Origin of the sequence: Paenibacillus sp. yr247 (assembly GCF_900103825.1) — a bacterium.
Lineage (GTDB): Bacteria > Bacillota > Bacilli > Paenibacillales > NBRC-103111 > Paenibacillus_E.
The window spans coordinates 741,029-756,254 of record NZ_FNIF01000002.1; the positions used below are offsets into that span (position 1 = coordinate 741,029).

The window sequence follows — 15,226 nt, forward strand, 5'->3', positions numbered from 1 at the left end:
TTTGCTTTAGCAAAACTTTCTTCGTAAGCATATATTTACATTTCAATCATCACGTGGTGCTGAGCACCGGAATCAACACTATCCTGTACTGCCGCCTGCTGTTTCTTTTTCTGTCGCATGAAAAAGACTAATATGATGGCAATGAACGCCGGTACTGCAGATACCATCAGCGTGTCCGCAATGGCTCTTGTCAAAGCTTCCTTTTGCACGAGTCCGTACAATACACCTATCACACCACCGGACGCTGAATTTGCATCCGTCCCGAGTTCCAAATAACGATGAATGACGTTCGTTTGAAGATCCGTGTACGCCGGCGAATTTGTAGAAATAGACTCATTGAATCTGGCTCCGAATTGTGTCGCTTTGTTATTCATCATACTGGTCAACAACGCAATACCAAGCGACGCCATGACATTACGGATGACGTTAGAAACAGAAGAGGCTCTGCCAATCAGATGATTCGGCAAGGTGTTCATTCCCGCTGATGAAAGCGGCATCATGCAAAAACCAATGCCGATACCGCGGAAAATGAGCAAACCGCTGATCCAATGCGTAGATGTTTGCTGAGAGAGCACGTGCAGTTCTAAGGTCGTACAACCAATGATGGCCAAGCCTAATGTTCCAAGTGGAACGACGCCGTATTTGGAAACCAATTTCCCAGCAATAGGCATCATGAAAGCCATCGCAATCGACTGCGGCATCATAACCAGCCCTGTTTGCATGGGGGTCAACCCTGAAACGTTTTGCATAAAAATCGGCATCATATAAATACCGCCCTGCATGGAAATCATCACGAAGCTCGAAGCCGCCAAGCTTAGAGTGAAAATATGGTTCTTGAATAATCGGAAATCCATAATGGGATTATCTTTGCCGAGCTCCACCCAAATCAATAGTATGAAACTAGAAATAGAAATAAAAAACAAACTGACAATATAGAGTGAGGTCCATCCGTCGGTTTGGCCATCTGTTAAGGCCAGAAGCAGTGTGCTGAATACAATCATACACAAAATACTGCCGACAAAATCAAACTTCAGTCCCACTCTTTTCGGTGTTTCTTTCAAGATAATAAGCCCAAGAACTACAGCTATAATTCCAATCGGAACATTAATGTAGAATAAATAACGCCAACTAAAGTTATCGACTAAATATCCACTTAATGTAGGTCCCATGGCAGGAGCCGCCATGGCGGCAATCCCCCAGATTCCCATCGCAACTTGAATTTTGCTGCGGGGCATAATCTGGTAGAGCATCGCCATGCCCACAGGCATGATAAAACCTCCGCCAAGTCCTTGAATAATTCGAAAAACGATTAGACTCGTGTCGCTCCAAGCTATCCCGCACAAAATCGAGCCAATAACAAACGCAACTACCGTCGTCAGAAAAGTTGTTTTGTAACCGAAGCGATCCGATAAAAACCCACCCATAGGAACAACAACAGCTGAAGCGAGCATATAGCCCGTAACAACCCATTCTATTTCCGTTGACGTAGAGCCAAAGACAGCCATTAACTTTGGTATCGCAACATTCATCAAGCTGTTATCTAAAATGGCTAGAAACGTACCCAGAATGAGCACTAATAGAGCTAACCATTGGTGACTTGTTATTTTCTCCTCATTTGGCTTAACCTCGGGGGCAGCCGCTTCCGTCGATACGGATGACATCCTTGCAGCCTCCTTTACTCGGCATGAACCTTTGCACCGTCAGTCAGCTTATCACTTGGATTCAAGACGATCTTATCATTAGGTTTCAATGCCGCATCCCCTTTGAGGTATACCCAATCCTGGTTCTTATCTTCTGTCTGCAGTTCTACAGGATGAACTGTGTCACCGCTAATCTTATAAACGACCGTCTTGCCGTCTTTTTGCAAAAGGGCGGCTTTAGGTATTTCAACGTGATTATCGCCGCTGCTTGCTCCGAAAGCAACACTGGCAACAGCTCCCGCATGCAAGGATCCGTCAGGATTACCCACCGTTAACTTAACAGGAAAGGTGTTATTATTCGTATCAGAAACCGGACTAACAAATGTGATTGTGCCTTCGAACGTTTTACCTGGAATGCTGGGTACCGTTACGGTTCCTTTTGCTCCTTGTTTAATGGAACTGACCATTCCTTCAGGGACACTGACTTCCACTTTCACTTGATCTATGTTTACAACCGTCAATAAAGCTGCTCCTGCTTGTGCCATTTCTCCCACATTTACATTCTTTTTTACAATGACACCATCAATTGGCGAAACTACCCCTGCATTTTTTACCGCATTCTGAACTAACGTCAAAGCAGCTTGCTTCGCTGAGACGTCGGCTTTCAATTGCTCCAACGTATTTAAAGTTGCACCTTCTTTGGCCAAGCTCAACTTAGCCTCTGCGGCAGACAATTGAGCGTTCGCTCCTTGTTGTTGCGATACAGAAGATTCATAAGCTGCTTTGGCTTTTTCATAATCCAGTGTCGCTTTATCCAGTTCGTCCGTACTCACTTCGCCTTGATCATAAAAGTTTTTCGCATGATTGTACCCTTTGGTCACGAGATCATAAGCTGCTTTCGCTTGCGACACTCCCGCTTTGGCTTGATTAATTGTCGCTTTGGCTTGCTCAACTGCCGCACCTGCCGCTTGCAAATCCTGTGAACGGGCGCCTGCTACCGTATCTGCCAATTTCGCCTGCGAAGCCGTCAGTCCGGCTTGCGCTTGATCCAACTGCTGGCTTAAATCTTCGGTGTCGAGTTGAACAAGTAAATCGCCCTTCTTTACTTTCGCACCTTCATCTACAGCAACAGAAATAATTTTGCCTCCTATTTTGGACACAACTTGAACCGTTTGATCCGCCGCTAATTTACCGCTCGCTCCAGCTGCATTCGAACTGCCGATCGTAATTACTTTGACTGAAGGTGTTGTTGATTCCGCAGCGCTATTTTGTGTAGAACTGCAGCCGCTAACAAGCATAAGGGAACCTGTCAGAACACTTAAAGATAAAACGACGTTAAGATGTTTTTTCATCGGTAATCCTTACACCCCTTTGATATGGATTTTGATCGAAGCATTCATACCTGGCGCTAGATCTAATCCCCTATGATCGTCAATAGATATTTTTACATTTAAACGTTGTGTAACCTTAGTGAAGTTCCCGCTTGAGCTCGTTGTCGGAAGCAATGAGAAGGTAGAAGCTGTTGCTTGACCAATCTCCGTTACTTTCCCTTGGAACTCTGTTCCACTATATGTATCCACACTAAACGTTACCAACTGTCCAATATGTACCATTTGAATCTTCGTTTCATCAATATCTGCCGATACGAATAAGGCGCTCTTATCCACAATCATTGCGACCGATTGCCCGGGAGCGACTACTTCGCCAACTTTGGCAGCGGTTTGAATCACAGTTCCTCCGATCGGAGTGCGCAAAGTCGCTTGATCGAGCAAGCTATTCGATAAATTCGTGATATCCTGCTGGCCGACGATTTGATCCGCCACAACCGTATCGCCTACTTTTATGCCCAGCGTATTAATTTTGCCCGCAATTCGAGGCATGACACGATAAATATCTCCCGATAGACGGGCATTGTCTGTCGCTATATAGTTAGCGTCCTGATACCAGTAATAACCGCCGATGGTGGCTCCGCTAATAACCATAACAGCTAGAATAATAATTAGAACCAATTTACGTTTCATTCCGTTCCCTCCAGCTTTTTCTCCAAATGTTCAATAAGTATTTCGATCACTTTTTTACATGTTTCAATCTGCTCAGTTGTAAATGCCATCTCCAAACCTACGTAGAACTCCTTGGTAATCGTCTCAAGCTTCGTTTTCTTCATCTGTTGACAAAAATCTGTCGTACCAATCCAGACAATTCTTCGATCCTGCTCATCTCTCTTGCGTTCCACCAACCCATCACGTTCCAACCGATCCACAATACCGGAAACCGTACTATTACTAAGCTGCACTGCACGAGCGAGATCCCCAAGCTTTCTTGGTTCCTTCATAAACAATTCCCGTAAAATAAACAACTGTGGTCCCGTTAACTCTTCCCGTTGAAGTTCCCGATACATTAAAGATACACGCAGCTTATGCAGCCTCGTAAATTCAGCCACAAGATCTCTAATCTCTTCCAAACCACTTCCCCCTTAAAAAACATAAGAACACTAGTTATTTCGCATACGAATATTTCGTATGCGAAATATAGATATGATATTCATCGTAACATGCATCTATGATTTTTGGAAATATATACATTTTGAATTATTTATGAAAAAGCAAAAAGCCGAAAGCTACTGCTTCCGACTTTCCAAACTGCGACGGGTTCTTCTTTTTATAAGCAAAGGAACGATAACAAAAACAGCATAAAGGGCAAACGCCTCATAAAATCGGTCTGATCCAATTTCTTGCAGCGAAGCACCGAAAACATTATACACGACTGCCCCTGGAATAATTCCAATCAAAGTTGCCCATGTATAGTCCCAGAACTTAATCTTAGAAAGACCGGCTCCATAACTGACCCCATCAAAAGGAAAGAAAGGCATGAGGCGCATATAGAGAACAACCATAAACCCTTTTTCCTCGGCCTTCTGATCAAAAGATTGCAGCTTCTTATTCCGCAGAATCCTCTGAAAGCTGTTCCGACCCCATTTTCGCGTAATATAAAAAGAGAGTAACGCCCCAGCACCGGCGCCAATAATATCATAGACAGTTCCCCAGAAAACGCCAAATACATAACCCCCGTACAAGGTCAAAGGTGTTGCCGGAAACAATACCAAAGGACGAAGTGTATACACTATTATGTATATAAGCCCACCTAGTGGACCTAAGTTTCGCAACCATTCGGTAATTCGGTTCAGATCCAAATGGGCCCATACACCGGTCCATTGCAAAACGAGCAGGGCAGCTGCAGCGACCAGAAACCATATGACTAACAGCCAAAGTGACCTCGAGCGCGCCATGGGTCCCCTCCTTCGGGAAATATCTATTAAATGAATTCCATCTAACATGTTAATAAAGCGAAAAGCTTGGCTTCTCGTGGTTATCCCGCGCAGCATTTCTTGAACTTTTTGCCGCTGCCGCAAGGGCAAGGGTCGTTTCTTCCTATCTTTAGCCTTGTTGTAAAATCGATCACTTCCGCTTTGCCTGCGGGCTGCTGCATCATGTCTGAAGGTTGGCTTGCAGGGGAAAGTTCGTTCGGTGTATAGCCCTTTAGAAACCATTGTCTCGTGTTATTATTTAGGGCTGTAATATGATTCATAAAGCCCTTAGTCAGTTCCAGATCATTGATTTCCAGCTGCTTTTGCAGAAATTGCAGCAGATTCCCCGGCGATACTCCGTTCCGAATGTCATCCGCGCATTCTTCAACGATAAAGTCAGCCTCTTCTAGAGATATGGTATAGTTCTTCCGGATAAAATCGACAAAAGCTTTGTGGCTCGAGTTCCTGTCAGCGAAGTCGGGTTCGCCCGCATTCAGAAGCTGATTTTTGGAGAACGGATAGTACGATAAGTTTAATCTGGACTCCTGCTCTTGCTGCACTTGTCTCGTATCCTTTATCAAACTGTTTGAAAAACCATCAGAATCAGGTCGTATTTTCCAATAAAATGAAAGGGACTCATATAGGACGGACAAATAATCGCCAATCCTCACGTTCTCTCCCGTGTATTGTTTCAGAAAGTTCTCCAATTCGCTTAGACTCAACTTTCCGTAGTAAAACAGCAGGCCGTGCGTTAATTTGATCCATTCTGTATTTCTCTTGAACGTTTCGCGATAGGCCGAATGGTCGATTTTCTGAAAGCTTTCAAGAACTTCCTGCGGTATCGCCAGAGTATGTTTCCCGTTGTACTTACCTTGGAAGATCAATCCCCTGCTTTTAAAATACGCAACCTGATCAAATTCGATCAGCTTATGTGAAAAGCCACTTCGACCTGCGATCTGTTTGATAATTTGATAGCGGGTCTCATCGAATTTATTGAGAAGATTAGGCAGCGCATCGGGAATATGCTGCTCCAACGCTTTGGCTAATTCTTGCTTATTCAGGGCGCTTACGCCTTTGATCTCCAAGTTAGTCCGGATTTCCGTTAAATCGCCTTTCGTTAATCGAACAAGACTGTCAGCGAGTGAAAGCGGAACTTTAATCTCGATCCCAAGCCTTTCCCCTTCATTAGCCTCATTCTTATCTTTTGCGCTCAGGCGCTTGTCCATTTCCTTCATCCTTTCCGAAAAGAAAAACATGTTCAGCCGAAAATCACTTCATATATTGTACAATTTATCAGGCATTTTCGATAGCGTTTCCCACTAGTTTCCATAAACCCTATTGAGCTACTTCAATTCTCCTCATAAAAAAAGCACCTGCCAATTGAGCGGCAAGTGCAAAATGAATGAATGATTAAACCGAGCGTAGAGCCAGTCCTGCCAAGAAGCTGAGCATAAACTGTACCGCAAGGCGTGAGGTCACGTTGCGCACATCGACGGTCGGATCGATGCAGACAAAGTCCAGCCCCTGCACCTGTGGTAACGAACCGAGACGGTAGAGAGCATCCAAAGCGTCCCATGGATTCATTCCGCCGGTACCGATCGCCGGACAACCAGGAGCATAGGCCTGATCGATAACGTCTACGTCAAAGCTCACATAAAGCGCATCCGTGCCATTACCCGCAAGCTGAAGCGCCTGGTCAAGTACTGCGTTAATACCCATGCGTCTTACATCCCGTGAGGAGAATACGTTTACGCCTTTACTCTTCACGTAGTCATGGTACGGCTTCGAATTCATGAAACCGCGAATGCCAATTTGCACAATGTTATGCCCCTGGACCACACCCGATTCGAGGATACCTCGGAACGGGGTGCCGTTAGTGACGCCGCCATCTTCAAAATTGCGCACATCATGGTGGGCGTCAAAATGAATAATGCCCGCTTTTTTACCCGGATGGCGGTCGACAAAGGCTTTGAGTGATGGACAGCTCGTTGAATGATCCCCCCCGAAAATGATCGGGATCAGGTTTGGCTGTGTTTTGTAAAGCGCGCGCAAACTTTCCTCGATGCGGCGGTGGCATTCGGCGATGTCGGTCACATGCATTTGGACATCGCCAAGGTCACGAACAGCCAAATCCTGCAGGTCTACACCATACTCCATCGAGTACGTAGTAAACGACTTGAACGCAGCACGGACCGACGCTGGTGTTGTCGAAGCGCCTGAATGCGAGATCGACGGTTTGGATAACGGGATGCCGATGATGCCTGCAAGTAATTGTTCTTGACCGTCCCACTGTCGAATCCAGTGGGCAACCTTGGTTTCCATATGATCTCTGAACGCAGCCTGATCCGGTGATTTTAGAAATGGAATCTCATGGCTCATTACACAGCTTCCTCCTTACCTGCTTCCGTAGTTACGATGGTACGGTTCCATACGATCACATTCCCGTTTTTGATAACGCCAAACGTGTGATTGATACCGAAATGATACGGCAGGTACGCGAGGTTTGGCGCATCGAATATCGTTAAATCCGCGCGTTTTCCCACCTCGATAGAACCAATGTGTTCTCCGCGTCCCAGCGCGTTTGCCGCGTTGATCGTGCAAGCGGTCAGAATCTCCTCCGGCGTCATTTTCAAGTTCAGAGAAGCCAGCATCATCACGAGCTGGATCGATTCGGTCGGGCAGGAGCCCGGGTTATAGTCAGTGGAAAGGGCCACTGGCAGTTCGTACTTGTCGATCATGTCACGCGCACGCGCATGTTTGCTCAGTCCCAGGTTGAACGAAGTGCCCGGCAAAAGCACCGGAACCACACCGTGTTTGGAAAGAGCAGCCAAACCTTCATCGGTTGCAGCAAGCAAATGCTCTGCGGAGATCGCACCCACTTCGCTTGCCAACTCGGCGCCGCCCAGCGGCTCTATTTCGTCCGCGTGTATTTTCGGGATCAGACCATTGCGCTTACCTTCCAGCAGAATGCGGCGTGACTGCTCGATGGAAAAAACGCCATGCTCACAGAATACGTCACAAAACTCTGCGAGCACTTCTTCAGCTACTTTGGGCAGCATTTCATGGACGATATGATCTACAAAATCATCCTCGCGCCCTTTATACTCCGGCGGCACCGCATGAGCCCCCATAAACGTCGAGACGATATCGAGCGGATGTGTCTCATTCAAGCATTTCGCAACACGCAATTGCTTCAATTCATCTTCCAATGTAAGGCCGTAGCCGCTTTTCGCTTCAACCGTAGTGACGCCATTCATCAGCATCTCGTTAAGGCTTCTGCGCGCCTTGTTATACAATTCTTGCTCGCTAGCGGCACGTGTAGATTTCACTGTGCTGAGAATACCGCCGCCCTGAGCCAAAATGTCCAAATACGGGACGCCGGACCTCTTCAGCGCCAGCTCATGTTCACGCGTACCGCCATGAACGAGATGGGTATGCGGATCAACCAAACCTGGCGTGACCATTCGCCCGCAGACGTCGATAGTCTCTGCGATTTCGACGCCTGCAAGGAAGTCCCGAACTTCCTGTTCGGGGCCAACAAGGGTGATTCGTCCATTGCGAATGGCTACCGCCGCATCCGTGATCTCACGAATTTCCTTCATTTCTCGCCCGCAGCGCGTTGCATTCCCCGGCGGGGTGACTAAACGACCAATCCCTGTAATGAGCAAATCAATCCGTTCCATCCGCTCTTCCTCCTTCAAGACATCTGCTCACGCATCGGGATGCGAATGCCATGTTTTTCTGCTGTTTCAATGGCTTCGTCGTAGCCGGCATCCACATGACGTATAACACCCATGCCAGGGTCAGAGGTCAGAACACTGCGCAGTCGTTCTGCCGCCGCATCCGTTCCATCTGCTACCACAACCATCCCTGCGTGCAGCGAGTAGCCCATGCCTACGCCGCCGCCATGATGGATAGAAACCCAAGATGCGCCTGCCGAAGTGTTGATCAAAGCGTTCAAAATCGCCCAGTCGCCAACGGCATCGGAGCCGTCTTTCATCGCTTCCGTTTCACGGTTCGGCGACGCCACGGAACCACAGTCCAGATGATCGCGACCAATGACAATCGGCGCTTTAAGCTCTCCATTTTTTACCATTTCGTTCAACGCGAGGCCGAATTTCTCGCGTTCGCCATAGCCGAGCCAACAAATACGCGCTGGAAGCCCTTGGAATGCGACACGCTCGCTCGCCATCTCGATCCAGCGGCGCAGGTGATCATTTTCCGGGAAAAGCTTGAGCACGAGCTCGTCTGTTTTGCGAATGTCTTCCGGATCCCCAGAAAGCGCTGCCCAGCGGAATGGCCCTTTACCTTCACAGAACAGCGGGCGGATATAGGCGGGTACGAAGCCCGGAAAATCAAATGCGTTTGTTACGCCTTCGTCGAACGCGACTTGACGAATATTGTTGCCGTAGTCGAATACGACGGACCCCATTTGTTGCAGGTCGAGCATCGCTTGCACATGAGTGGCCATACTGCTTTTAGAAAGCTTTACATATTGATCAGGATCAGTATCACGCAAAGCAGCTGCTTCAACCAGCGTTAAACCAGTCGGTATGTAGCCGATTAGCGGGTCATGAGCCGAGGTTTGATCGGTTACAAAATGCGGCTTGATACCGCGTTGCACAAATTCCGGATAGATTTCCGCCGCATTCCCAAGAAGGCCGATGGCTAGCGGTCTTTTCTCTTCCATCGCTTTACCCGCAAGCGAAAGTGCTTCATCCAGCGTTTCTGCCAGCACATCACAGTAACGGGTTTGGATGCGGCGCTCAATGCGGGTACGGTCGATTTCGACGGCAATGACAACGCCTTCATTCATGGTGACAGCTAACGGTTGTGCCCCACCCATGCCGCCAAGGCCTGCCGTCAATGTCAAAGTACCTTTGAGGGTACCGCCTGCATGTTGACGTGCCGCTTCAGCAAAAGTTTCAAAAGTACCTTGTAGAATACCCTGAGTCCCGATGTAAATCCAGCTGCCCGCTGTCATTTGGCCATACATCATCAGCCCTTTTTGCTCTAGCTCGCGGAAATGCTCCCAATTCGCCCATTTCGGAACGAGAACAGAGTTAGAGAGCAGCACACGCGGTGCACGTTCATGGGTTTTGAAAACGCCGACCGGCTTGCCGGATTGAATCAGCAGCGTTTCATCATTTTCCAGCCGCTGCAATTCGCGCACAATGGCGTCATAGGAAGGCCAGTTACGAGCCGCTTTGCCGATACCTCCATAGACCACCAGATCTTCCGGACGTTCTGCGACATCCGGGTCGAGGTTATTCATGAGCATGCGCATGGCTGCTTCCTGCACCCAGCCTTTGCAGGATAGTTCCGTACCGCGAGGGGCGCGAATTTCTCGCTTTTGATGGTTAGAATTAGTCATATAGGATCTCCTTTGTGATTAAAATAGCGAACCAGAAACAGCCTCAACCGCTTGCAGCCACTCGCCTTCCAGCAAGGCAGTCGCTGTGTTTTCGATATCACGGGAAGTAGAGCGGTCCTCAACTACTGCCGGTACGAGTGCCCGCAGGTTGTCATATAGGACTCGAGTCGCCGGAGCAAGACCCTCAGCCCCGATAAATTCGACAGCTTCGGCTGCACAGATCAACTCGATGGCCAGTACTTTGGACACGTTGTCGATCACCTGTGCCGCATGACGCGCTGCTGTGGTACCCATGGACACATGATCCTCTTGATTCGCCGAAGACGGGATCGAGTCTACACTTGACGGATGTGCAAGGACTTTATTTTCCGAAACGAGCGATGCACTGACATATTGCGTAATCATCATACCGGAACCAACCCCAGGGTTATGACTCAAAAAAGCAGGCAGTCCGCCGGATAGCGCCGGATTGACCAGCCGCTCTGTACGGCGTTCTGAGATGTTCGCGAGCTCACTCATGCCGATTTTAAGAAAATCCATGGCAAACGCGATTGGCTGCCCATGAAAATTACCGCCGGAGATGACGAGACCCTTATCAACGAATAACAGAGGGTTATCGGTAGCTGAGTTGATCTCTATGGCAATCTTATCGCGCGCATAGGCAAGAACTTGGCGCGTTGCACCATGCACTTGCGGCAAGCAGCGCAGTGAGTATGCATCCTGTACGCGAAGCTCGCCTTGGCGTGTCGTCAGCTTGCTGCCTTGCAGCAGGTTGAGCAGGTTCTTCGCCACCCCGATCTGCTCAGGATATGGGCGTACACGATGAACCTCTTCTGCAAAGGCATCCGGGATGCCACGCAGGCATTCGACGGTCAGAGATGCGATCACATCGGCGATTTTCGCGAGACGCTCCGCCTTTACAAGCGCCAAGGTGCCGATGGACGTCATTATCTGCGTGCCGTTAATCAGGGCAAGCCCCTCTTTCGCTTGGAGGGTAATTGGTTTGAGCCCTGCTTTAGCTAACGCTAACGCACCTGGCAGGCGTTCGCCTTGGTAAAATGCCTCTCCCTCGCCCATCAGCACGAGCGCTAGATGAGATAACGGCGCCAAGTCCCCACTAGCGCCAAGCGAGCCCTGCTCAGGCACGACCGGGAGTACGTCATAATTGATGCAGTCGATCATCAGCTGCAGCGTTTCCGGGCGGATGCCGGAATGTCCTTTGGCCAGCGCGTTTGCGCGCAGCAGCATCAGAGCGCGCACCGTCGGTTCCGGCAGCGGTTTGCCGACTGCACAAGCATGGCTGCGGATCAGGTTTACTTGCAATTGCACGGCGTCCTGCGGCGAAATATGTACGTCGCTGAATTTTCCGAACCCTGTCGTGACGCCATATACCACTTTGCCTGTTGCAACCAGTTCCTCCACCATTTTGCGGCATTCGACCACACGCTTGAATGCCTCTTCATCTAGTACCACCGGCACATGTTCAAACGCAACCGCTGCCACCAATTCGGATGTCAATTGCTCCCCGTCTAATAAAACCGGAGTCACTTCTGCACTGCTTTCCTGTTGTTTGTATATCATCGCCATGGTCTATTCAGACTCCTTTCTCGCTTTACCAAAAGAAAGGGACCGTACGGAAGTTATTAGCTTCCATACGGTCCCTTTTTTAAAAAAGAGGGTTATATGCGATTGTCCAGTATCATGCTCTAGCCGATCCTTCATCGCGATCACTCACTTTTTAGATATTATGATTGTGCTTATCTTATTGTCACACGCCGGTTCGCAAGCTGTCAAGATGACTTATTGCCCAGTTACGGCATATGAAATTCTATTATTACAAGCCTTACGCCAACCACATCTTCACTTTTGAGGCAAAATTGTTCAGCATCTCCTGCGTGCCATATTGGCCGCTGAAATCTTCAATACCGAGGTAACCGTCGTAACCGACAGCTCTTAAGTCAGTGATCAACTGCTTCCAGTTGACGATCCCTTCGTCTATTGGGGACCACTCGCTTCTCCAAAGCTTGATGCCATCTTGCTCTTCGCCAGTCGGAACCCATCTTGCATTTTTCACATGAACATGAGCTAGGTAAGGTCCTAGCAATTCAAGGCCAAGGCGGAAATTTTCGTATCCTTCATGCACCATGTTGCCCGCATCATGTAGAACGCCTAGGTGATCAGGCTTGAAATTGGAAACCAATCTATGTACCAATCCAGCACTCGGGGCAATTGTATTATGGTGAATTTCCAATAACCCTTTGACACCATACTGTTGAGATAACTCTTGAACATGGTGTAAATAATCCACAGCCCTTGCGTACAAGTCATTGTAATTTTGGCTCTTATCATATCCAGGAACACCGACACGAATAAAAGGAACTCCTACTTTTTTGGCAGCTTTGAAAACATGCTCTGTCTCAGCAACATTACAGCTATTCAAGTACGGAGTGATACTTAAGTTCACCAAGTTATGATTAACTGCAATGAGTCGGAACCGTTCCAGTTCTTCATCCGAAGCATTAGGGTCAATGGAACAAAGATTATTTCTCCAGAAAGAAGGCTTTTCTTGTGCAACCTCCGCAGGAATATCTTTAAAACGCCATTCAATACCTTCAATTCCGGCTGCACTCGCTGCTTTTGCTAGTTCTTCAGGCGTCAGATCTGGTGTTGCTACAGTAAATACAGATAATTTCATATTGGATCCTCCTTAGAGTATATATAACCAGAGTTTAACAAAAACAGGTTGATTGTTTATCTATTCTTCATTTTGCAGTATAATAAAAACGTATTCATTGCATTAATTGGGCAAAAGTTTGCTAATATTGACTCCAGCTTAATAGAGGAGAGCTTCACATGCAGGAACTGTACAAGAATCTACATCAAATGATAAATTTCAGACATGCTGTGACCCACGATCCGATTCCTTTGGATTTCCACCAGCACCAGGACCATTACGAAATTTATTTCTTTCTCACCGGAGACGTTCATTACTTCATTGAAAAACAGGTATATCCCTTGCAGTATGGGGATTTGCTAATTATGCACAGTAATGAACTGCATAGACCTAATTTTCAATCCAAAAAACAGCGTTACGAGAACGTCGTTATCCACTTTAATCCTGCGCTGCTGGAAGCCTTTAGTTCCCCGCAGTTTAACTTGCTCGACTGTTTCAATAACCGCATATTTGGTGAACAGAACCGGATGCGCCTGAATCCGCAGCAATTCGATGACATTATGAAGCTATATGAGCGTATGGAAACGCATAATCGACCTCAATCGCTCCCTGGCTCCGAAATTCTATATGTCTCTGCCTTTGTCGAGCTTCTCGTCTTTATCAATCGAATTTTTCAGAATCAAGGCAAGCAAGAGGAACAGATTATGATTCCCGATAAACTCTCCTCTCTCTTTACCTATATTGACGAAAATTTAGATCAGGATTTGTCGCTCGAGGTATTAGAGAACGTTGTTTACATGAATCGATCCTACCTTTGCCGGCTATTCAAAAAACACACAGGCAGCACCATTCATGAACATATTTTGTTCAAGCGTATTGCCAAAGCGAAGCAGCTGCTGCGCGAGGGCTCCACGGTCACAGATACGTGCCAGCTAGCAGGCTTCAACGACTACTCCAACTTCATCCGAACGTTTAAGAAAGCTGTCGGTCTTCCCCCTCGCCAGTACCAGGCGCATCAACGGAGAGCTTGATCCGAATACAAAAAAGGTTGCCCAAGTCTTTACGACTTTGGACAACCTTTTTTTGTATATAAAGCGAGACTCTGTTTCTGAGCTGCTCTACTTCAAGTTTTCCGGATTCAGCTGTAGCAGCTCAGGCAGAACGAAAATACCATCCTTACGAATGAGCACATCGTCAAACCAAATTTCGCCGCCGCCGTATTCCGGACGTTGGATATTCACGATATCCCAGTGCAGCGAGGATTTGTTGCCGTTGTAAGCATCATCGTAGCAATTGCCTGGTGTGAAGTGGAAGCTGCCGTCGATTTTCTCATCAAACAGCGTATCTTTCATCGGTTGTTGAATGTAAGGATTCACGCCAATTGCGAATTCCCCCACATAGCGCGCACCTTCATCCATATCGAAAATCTCATTAATTCGATCGGTATCGTTAGCTGTCGCTTTAATGATTTTACCATTTTCAAATTCAAGAACGATATTCTCGAAAATGAAGCCATCGTGAGGCGTTGGTGTATTGAAGGAAATCACGCCATTCACCGAATCACGTACCGGAGCGGAGTAAACCTCGCCATCCGGAATGTTGAGCTCGCCATCACATTTCACGCCGCCGATTCCTTTGATAGAGAACGTCAAATCCGTTCCAGGACCTACTAGACGCACTTTATCTGTGCGATCCATCAGTTCCTTCAAAGAATCCATCGCTTTGGACATTTTGCCGTAATCCATCGTACATACGTTGAAGTAGAACTCCTCGAACGCATCTGTACTCATGCTGGCAAGCTGTGCCATGGAAGATGTCGGGTAACGCAGAACAACCCATCTTGTGTCCTTCACGCGGACATCAAAATGAACTTGTTGATAATAAATCGAATTATACAGCTTCATCCGATCTGCTGGGATATCCGAGAGCTCATAGATATTGGCTCCGCCGCGTACACCTATGTAGCCTTGCATTTGTTTCATTTGGAAAGCATCGGCAGCAGCCCATGTCTGCATTTGAGCTTCTGTACCGTTCATAATCAGTTGACGCATAATCGCATGGTCTCTTACATTTACATAAGGATGAGCGCCTGCTGCGTGAATCTTCTTCACAAGTTCTTTCACTAGAGCAGAATCAATGCCATAAGCTTCGATCAAAATATTTTCGCCAGGCTGCGCTTTAACTGAGTAATTCACAAGTACATCAGCCAGCTTCGTTAGTCTTGGGTCTAGCAT

Annotated in this window: 13 protein-coding genes; 1 reads left to right on the forward strand and 12 read right to left on the reverse strand. The window is 47.5% G+C overall.

Annotated features, from left to right (window positions below; translation table 11 throughout):
- Positions 1 to 35 precede the first annotated feature (35 nt).
- The 11 genes from BLT91_RS08205 to BLT91_RS08255 all read right to left on the reverse strand — a co-directional run bounded on the left by BLT91_RS08205 (position 36) and on the right by BLT91_RS08255 (position 13,013).
- Positions 36 to 1,661 (reverse strand): DHA2 family efflux MFS transporter permease subunit, encoded by a 1,626-nt coding sequence (locus BLT91_RS08205; RefSeq protein WP_090819269.1) that lies wholly within the window; start codon positions 1,659 to 1,661, stop codon positions 36 to 38.
- 14 nt (positions 1,662 to 1,675) lie between these two features.
- The gene (locus BLT91_RS08210) at positions 1,676 to 2,992 is read right to left on the reverse strand and encodes an efflux RND transporter periplasmic adaptor subunit (protein ID WP_090819272.1); all 1,317 of its coding nucleotides are present in this window, start codon (positions 2,990 to 2,992) and stop codon (positions 1,676 to 1,678) included.
- Positions 2,993 to 3,001: 9 nt separating this feature from the next.
- Positions 3,002 to 3,661 (reverse strand): HlyD family secretion protein, encoded by a 660-nt coding sequence (locus BLT91_RS08215; protein ID WP_090819275.1) that lies wholly within the window; start codon positions 3,659 to 3,661, stop codon positions 3,002 to 3,004.
- Positions 3,658 to 4,101 carry a MarR family winged helix-turn-helix transcriptional regulator gene (locus BLT91_RS08220; protein ID WP_090819278.1) on the reverse strand — a complete coding sequence of 148 codons (444 nt, stop codon included), beginning with the start codon at positions 4,099 to 4,101 and terminating at the stop codon, positions 3,658 to 3,660. The genes BLT91_RS08215 and BLT91_RS08220 overlap by 4 nt, the downstream gene beginning before the upstream one ends.
- Positions 4,102 to 4,257: 156 nt before the next feature.
- Positions 4,258 to 4,926 carry a TVP38/TMEM64 family protein gene (locus BLT91_RS08225; protein WP_175532155.1) on the reverse strand — a complete coding sequence of 223 codons (669 nt, stop codon included), beginning with the start codon at positions 4,924 to 4,926 and terminating at the stop codon, positions 4,258 to 4,260.
- Positions 4,927 to 5,006: 80 nt separating this feature from the next.
- The gene (locus tag BLT91_RS08230; protein ID WP_175532156.1) at positions 5,007 to 6,170 is read right to left on the reverse strand and encodes a YecA family protein; all 1,164 of its coding nucleotides are present in this window, start codon (positions 6,168 to 6,170) and stop codon (positions 5,007 to 5,009) included.
- Between the two features lie 184 nt (positions 6,171 to 6,354).
- The gene (gene hutG / locus BLT91_RS08235) at positions 6,355 to 7,323 is read right to left on the reverse strand and encodes a formimidoylglutamase (protein WP_090819287.1); all 969 of its coding nucleotides are present in this window, start codon (positions 7,321 to 7,323) and stop codon (positions 6,355 to 6,357) included.
- Positions 7,323 to 8,627, reverse strand: coding sequence for an imidazolonepropionase (gene hutI, locus BLT91_RS08240; RefSeq protein WP_090819290.1), 1,305 nt, complete (start codon positions 8,625 to 8,627; stop codon positions 7,323 to 7,325). Before hutI ends, hutG begins: the two co-directional genes overlap by 1 nt.
- Before the next feature lie 14 nt (positions 8,628 to 8,641).
- Positions 8,642 to 10,318: a urocanate hydratase gene (hutU, locus tag BLT91_RS08245; protein WP_090819293.1), complete on the reverse strand. Its 1,677-nt coding sequence runs from the start codon at positions 10,316 to 10,318 to the stop codon at positions 8,642 to 8,644.
- A gap of 18 nt (positions 10,319 to 10,336) precedes the next feature.
- Entirely contained in the window at positions 10,337 to 11,899 is a 1,563-nt protein-coding gene (gene hutH, locus BLT91_RS08250; RefSeq protein ID WP_090819838.1) for a histidine ammonia-lyase, read from the reverse strand.
- Between the two features lie 262 nt (positions 11,900 to 12,161).
- Positions 12,162 to 13,013 (reverse strand): sugar phosphate isomerase/epimerase family protein, encoded by an 852-nt coding sequence (locus tag BLT91_RS08255; RefSeq protein WP_090819296.1) that lies wholly within the window; start codon positions 13,011 to 13,013, stop codon positions 12,162 to 12,164.
- 158 nt (positions 13,014 to 13,171) lie between these two features.
- Between BLT91_RS08255 and BLT91_RS08260 the strand changes: the two genes are divergently transcribed.
- Entirely contained in the window at positions 13,172 to 14,023 is an 852-nt protein-coding gene (locus BLT91_RS08260) for an AraC family transcriptional regulator (RefSeq protein ID WP_090819299.1), read from the forward strand.
- An 87-nt stretch (positions 14,024 to 14,110) separates the two neighbouring features.
- Here the strand turns inward: BLT91_RS08260 and BLT91_RS08265 are convergent, their stop codons facing one another.
- On the reverse strand, positions 14,111 to 15,226 hold the full coding sequence (locus tag BLT91_RS08265; RefSeq protein ID WP_090819302.1) for an aminopeptidase: 1,116 nt from the start codon (positions 15,224 to 15,226) through the stop codon (positions 14,111 to 14,113).

Bases quoted from the DNA above. Each gene is read 5' to 3' on its own strand.
- BLT91_RS08260 (WP_090819299.1), top strand. From the start codon at position 13,172: ATGCAGGAACTGTACAAGAATCTACATCAAATGATAAATTTCAGACAT.
- hutI (WP_090819290.1), bottom strand. From the start codon at position 8,627: ATGGAACGGATTGATTTGCTCATTACAGGGATTGGTCGTTTAGTCACC.
- BLT91_RS08205 (WP_090819269.1), bottom strand. From the start codon at position 1,661: ATGTCATCCGTATCGACGGAAGCGGCTGCCCCCGAGGTTAAGCCAAAT.
- hutU (WP_090819293.1), bottom strand. From the start codon at position 10,318: ATGACTAATTCTAACCATCAAAAGCGAGAAATTCGCGCCCCTCGCGGT.
- BLT91_RS08265 (WP_090819302.1), bottom strand. From the start codon at position 15,226: ATGCTAGACCCAAGACTAACGAAGCTGGCTGATGTACTTGTGAATTAC.
- hutG (WP_090819287.1), bottom strand. From the start codon at position 7,323: ATGAGCCATGAGATTCCATTTCTAAAATCACCGGATCAGGCTGCGTTC.
- BLT91_RS08255 (WP_090819296.1), bottom strand. From the start codon at position 13,013: ATGAAATTATCTGTATTTACTGTAGCAACACCAGATCTGACGCCTGAA.
- BLT91_RS08210 (WP_090819272.1), bottom strand. From the start codon at position 2,992: ATGAAAAAACATCTTAACGTCGTTTTATCTTTAAGTGTTCTGACAGGT.
- hutH (WP_090819838.1), bottom strand. From the start codon at position 11,899: ATGATATACAAACAACAGGAAAGCAGTGCAGAAGTGACTCCGGTTTTA.
- BLT91_RS08225 (WP_175532155.1), bottom strand. From the start codon at position 4,926: ATGGCGCGCTCGAGGTCACTTTGGCTGTTAGTCATATGGTTTCTGGTC.
- BLT91_RS08215 (WP_090819275.1), bottom strand. From the start codon at position 3,661: ATGAAACGTAAATTGGTTCTAATTATTATTCTAGCTGTTATGGTTATT.
- BLT91_RS08230 (WP_175532156.1), bottom strand. From the start codon at position 6,170: ATGGACAAGCGCCTGAGCGCAAAAGATAAGAATGAGGCTAATGAAGGG.